General features: G+C 69.6%; 6 protein-coding genes. 2 read left to right on the top strand and 4 right to left on the bottom strand.

From position 1 onward, the window contains the following. Positions 1-300: 300 nt before the first annotated feature. Positions 301-918 (bottom strand): TetR/AcrR family transcriptional regulator, encoded by a 618-nt coding sequence (locus JF597_RS51580; RefSeq protein ID WP_294013569.1) that lies wholly within the window; start codon positions 916-918, stop codon positions 301-303. A 475-nt stretch (positions 919-1,393) separates the two neighbouring features. Continuing rightward, complete coding sequence (locus JF597_RS51575; protein ID WP_294013566.1) at positions 1,394-1,795, bottom strand: helix-turn-helix domain-containing protein; 402 nt, start codon at positions 1,793-1,795, stop codon at positions 1,394-1,396. A 105-nt stretch (positions 1,796-1,900) separates the two neighbouring features. Between JF597_RS51575 and JF597_RS51570 the strand changes: the two genes are divergently transcribed. Beyond that, a complete protein-coding gene (locus tag JF597_RS51570; protein ID WP_294013564.1) occupies positions 1,901-2,542 on the top strand; it encodes a DsbA family protein in 642 nt (213 codons plus the stop codon). A gap of 68 nt (positions 2,543-2,610) precedes the next feature. After that, a complete protein-coding gene (locus JF597_RS51565) occupies positions 2,611-3,291 on the top strand; it encodes an SDR family NAD(P)-dependent oxidoreductase (protein WP_294013561.1) in 681 nt (226 codons plus the stop codon). 317 nt (positions 3,292-3,608) lie between these two features. On the opposite strand, the gene JF597_RS51560 is transcribed toward JF597_RS51565, so the two are convergent. Both JF597_RS51560 and JF597_RS51555 read right to left on the bottom strand, forming a co-directional pair. Further along, entirely contained in the window at positions 3,609-3,989 is a 381-nt protein-coding gene (locus JF597_RS51560) for a nuclear transport factor 2 family protein (protein ID WP_294013559.1), read from the bottom strand. A gap of 35 nt (positions 3,990-4,024) precedes the next feature. Then, positions 4,025-4,435: a nuclear transport factor 2 family protein gene (locus tag JF597_RS51555; RefSeq protein WP_294013557.1), complete on the bottom strand. Its 411-nt coding sequence runs from the start codon at positions 4,433-4,435 to the stop codon at positions 4,025-4,027. Positions 4,436-4,494: the final 59 nt, after the last annotated feature.

Genomic DNA, 4,494 nt, shown 5'->3' with positions numbered 1-4,494 from the left:
GGAGCCTCTGGCTCCCGGCAGGTTCAGCGCCACCCGGCGCGTGGGGAAGGCGAGTTGAGACGACGTCGACCGTGAGGGTCCCGTCGCCACGGTGGCTGGGAGCGGAACAGCCGACGGCGACGCCGCGGGCGGTTCGCCACCGGCGCGGGGTGGTGTGTAGATCGGTCCGCTGGGCGGGCAGCATCTCTCATCGCCTTCACACCGGCCGGCCATGCCGGATGGGCTTCACGACGGGCCAGCTCGGCCTGTAGAGCGTTCAGGGCGCCCACCGTGTCGGCGGGCGCCGTGATGGCCCGCGGCTCATTCTTCGTCGTGTGCCTCTGCGGCCTGCGGGAAGGTCATCCGCATGAAAGCCCGGACCGGCCCGACGATGTCGAGATCCTGGTCCAGCAGCCACTGCAACTGCAGGCCGTTGAGCACGGCTTGGAGCAGCGTGGCCGCGTGGTCGGGGGCGAGCGCTTCGTTCAGTTCTCCGCGCTCGGCCTTCCCGCTCATGCCTCGGGCGAACTGTTCGCGCCCCCAGGCGTAGCGCTGCGCGAAGTAGTCGTGAGCGGGGTGCTCCGGACGGGAGGCGGCCGCCGCGAGCTCGATCCACAGACGCATCAGTTCGGGGGACTTCTGATGGTGGAGCAGCAGATCGCCGAGGTAGGGCGCCAGATGGTCCATGTCCGGCACCTGTGACTCGGCGTACTGCCGCTCCTCGGCGTCGCGTTCGGCGAGCACGGCGGCCAGCAGGTCGTCCTTGTTGCGGAAGTGGTGCAGCAGCCCGGCATGGGTGATGCCGGCCCGCTCGGCGATGTCGCGCAGCGAAGCCTTCGTGAATCCGTGTTCCGCGAAGCTCTCACGAGCCGCCCGGACGATCTCGGCCCGTCTGGCGGGGGTCTTGGTGTACGGGCCGCGGGCCTTGGCCTGGGTCACAGGGCGCTTCCTCTTTTCGAATCCCGCATCACGGTTCTCAAAACCTTCCAAGGCTTGGCATTTTCGACACCTGCCCGGCTACCGGCGCGGGCACAAAGGGCGAACCGCGGCGTTTTCGAGCCACGTACGCCCTGATCGCGAACAGGGTCTCCCATGTTCCCGCACCTCCCGCCGCGGTTTGCCTTCCGAATGAAATTCAACCACGCGGTAACTATTGCCGCGACTCGATCCCTTGGCGGATCCGCGACCGTCGCAGCACCTTGACCACCCGCACACCGGCCCCACGGGCCCGCATGTGGCGGTCGGCGCGACGCAGCACCTCCCGCCGCGGGACGTGTCATCGCCGACATGCCGACGCCCTGTCTCGAACCAGACACCACCGCCCAGCCTGTCCGCCGCTATGGCGAGAGCACCGGCCGCCTCGACACCATGCCCCCGGCCCCGATAAGCCAACGGCCCGCCTCGCACTGGGGCGTCAGGGTGTGGTGGTGGTCGGGGACCGGTGTTCGCGGATCTGGGCATGGTGCTCCGCGACCCAGGTGATCAGGGACGTGACCACGTGGTGGAGGCTGCCGCCCAGCGGAGTGAGGGCGTACTCGACACGCGGGGGTACCTCCGCGTAGGCGGTCCGGGTCACCAGACCGTCCTGCTGGAGCCGGCTCATGGTGAGGCTGAGCATCCGCTGGGAAATGCCAGGGACCGCGCGCTGCAGCTCGGTGTAGCGCAGGGGGCCGGCTTCCAGTACGGAGATCACCAGCATGCTCCACTTGTCGCCGACCCGGTCCAGGATCTGCCGGACGAAGTCCATCTGCTCGGCGGGGATTCTGGCGCACGGCCCCCCGGCTGCGGCGGCTTTGGCTCGGCCTGCGGTGTCCATGGCGCACATTCCCTTCCGGCACGCACATCGATGTGCCTTTTGTACGGCCTTCCATACTGGTCCATCATGGCGCTACGCACAAACAGTAGGAATTGGAGGTGCGTCATGCGCGTCGAAATCTGGTCCGAGATCACCTGCCCCTGGTGCGGCCTGGGCAGCCACCGCCTCGACCGCGCCGTGCAGCGGTTCGAGCACGGCGACCAGGTGGAAGTGGTCCACCGCTCGTTCCCGCTCAGCGACCGTTACCCGGTCGGCAGCGTCATCAGCGTGCGCGAGGCCACACTGCGCAACTACGGCCTGGCCGGCGCCCGCCTGGAGGCGGCGACCGGTCGGGTCGAGGCATTGGCCGAGCAGGAGGGCCTGAGCCCCTACCGGGTGCTGGAGAACGAGGTCGGCAACACCCGGCGCGCCCACGAGTTCCTCGCCCACGCCTCGGCAGAGGGCAAGAACCGCCTCGCGTGGGACACGATCTTCCGGGCCTACTTCGGTCAGGCGCGGCCCGTCTTCAGCCTCGACGAACTGCTCGACCTTGCCGACGAGATCGGCCTGGAGCGCGAGGAGACCCGGCGCGTGCTCACCGACGGCCGGTACGCCGTCGCCGGAGCGCAGGACAGCGACACGCTGCTCGACATCCTGCGCCAGGCATGGGACGACACCCACCCCACCGTTGTCGTCGCCGGCGACAACGCGGCGGTCTGCGGCCCGGACGGCTGCGCGGTTCCGGTCGCTGACGCCGCCCATCTCTGATCCACACGCCCGCTGGGGCATCCGGTCCCCGCATGTCCCGGCGACCACGACAAGAAAGAGTGCTAACTGTGCCCACTGTTGCCATCGTCGGCGCCGGCCCCGGTATGGGCCTGGCCATCGCCCGCACCTTCGGAAGCCGCGGCTTCGACGTCGCCCTGATCGCCCGCACCAAGGAAAAGCTCCAGACGCTGGTCGGACAGCTCGGTGAGGAAGGCATCACGGCCGAGGCGTTCCCCGCCGACGTCCTGGACCGGCCCTCCCTGACCGCCGCCCTGGACGCCGTGAAGACCCGCTTCGGCGCCATCGACGTACTGGAGTACTCACCCGCCCCGCACTCCCCGGTGCCCGGTCACACCCTGGCCGCCCCCTCCGAGGTCACGGTGGACAATCTGCAGCCGCAGATCGAATACGTCTTCTACGGCGCCCTCACCGCGGCCCAAGCGGTGCTGCCCGCGATGCGCGAGGCGGGCGCCGGGACCCTGCTGTTCACCACTGGCGGCGGGTCGGTGGATCCCGTCCCCATGCTCGGCAACGTCAACGCCGCCGCTGCGGCCCTGCGCAACTGGGTCATCAACTTGGACAAGGAACTGGCCGGCAGCGGTGTGCACGCCGCCCACGTGGCGATCAGCGTGTGGATCGGCGGGGGCGGACCCGAGGGCTTCCCGACGGCCACACCCGAGCAGATCGCCCCCCTGTACTGGGACCTGCACGAAGACCGCAACCGCTCCGAGGCCGTCTTCAACGCCTGACCCACTGGTCCACCCCACTCCGGGGATGGGCGTCCGCTCCCTCCCTGTCCGCTCCATCGGCATCATGGAGTTCGCCGCCGCACTCGGCCGGATCCGTCCCGCCGGCGGCTGGCATCGCCCCGTGCTGACCCCCGTCGGCCGCGACCGGCCTGTCCGTGGTGATGGCGCCGACCGCGATCACCCACGCCCGCCGCGAGGAACCCGGCGCGATCGTTGCACGGCGCGGGAAGTCACGCCGCGCAGAGGGCCGTTCGCGCGGCGGGCCGACGATCCGACGGGCATCCGCACCCGATCCGGCGCGGATGCCACCACGGACCTCAGAACATGGTGTTGCCGTTGGCGCTCTTCTCCGGCACCTCCTGGACCACGTCCCAGTGCTCGACGATCTTCCCGTCGGAGAGGCGCCAGAAGTCCGCGACGGCCATGCCGCGGTCGCCGGGCTTGAGGTGCAGGTTGCCGTGGGTGACCACCAAGTCCCCTTCGGCGATCACGCGCTTGATCTCCAGACGCAGCTCGGGGAACTGCCCGCGCAGCCAGTGGACATAGCCGACGAACGCCTGCGGCCCGTCCTGCGCCCCAGGGTTGTGCTGGGTGTAGCTGTCGCCGAGGTGGGCTTCGGCGGCCCGTTCCGGCTGGTAGTCGTTGAACGCCTGCTCGTAGAAGGCGATCACGAGCGCCTTGTTGTCGTCAGCGGACACGAGAATCTCCCGACTCGCGGTGGTACGGAGAGGCGTCAGTCGGTCATGGCGTCGCGGACGAGAGCGGTGTCGACGAACTGCTCGAAGCGCACGATGAGTCCGCCGCGTACGACGAAGTGGTGGGCGACGCGTACGTCGATCGCTTTGCCGGTGGCCTTGTTGGTCGCGGTGTAGCGGGCCAGGACGACGACGTTCTCGCCGTCGACGACGTAGGTGTCGTCGTGGGCGGTCCAGCCGTCCCAGTCCTTGCCGAGCTGTTCCATGACGTTGGCGGTGACGCCGTCGGGGGTGCGGTAGGTGCCGGCCAGCGGGAAGCCGGCCATCTCGGTCCACTCGACGTCGGGCGCGAGGGTGGCGCGCAGGGCTTCGAGGTCCCCGGCGGCGGAGGCCAGGTACTGGCGCCGTACGACGTCGGCGGGTGCGGTGGAGGTGGCGAACTCGCTCATGGTCAGCCCCACTTCATTTCGCCCTTGGCGACCTTCGCGCCGATCTGGGCGGCGATCAG

The organism is Streptomyces sp., from assembly GCF_019510245.1.
Lineage (GTDB): Bacteria > Actinomycetota > Actinomycetes > Streptomycetales > Streptomycetaceae > Streptomyces.
This window is presented reverse-complemented; position numbering and strand designations above follow the sequence as displayed.

Coding starts and splice junctions, on each gene's coding strand:
- JF597_RS51575 (WP_294013566.1), bottom strand. CDS start 1,795: ATGGACACCGCAGGCCGAGCCAAAGCCGCCGCAGCCGGGGGGCCGTGC.
- JF597_RS51570 (WP_294013564.1), top strand. CDS start 1,901: ATGCGCGTCGAAATCTGGTCCGAGATCACCTGCCCCTGGTGCGGCCTG.
- JF597_RS51555 (WP_294013557.1), bottom strand. CDS start 4,435: ATGAGCGAGTTCGCCACCTCCACCGCACCCGCCGACGTCGTACGGCGC.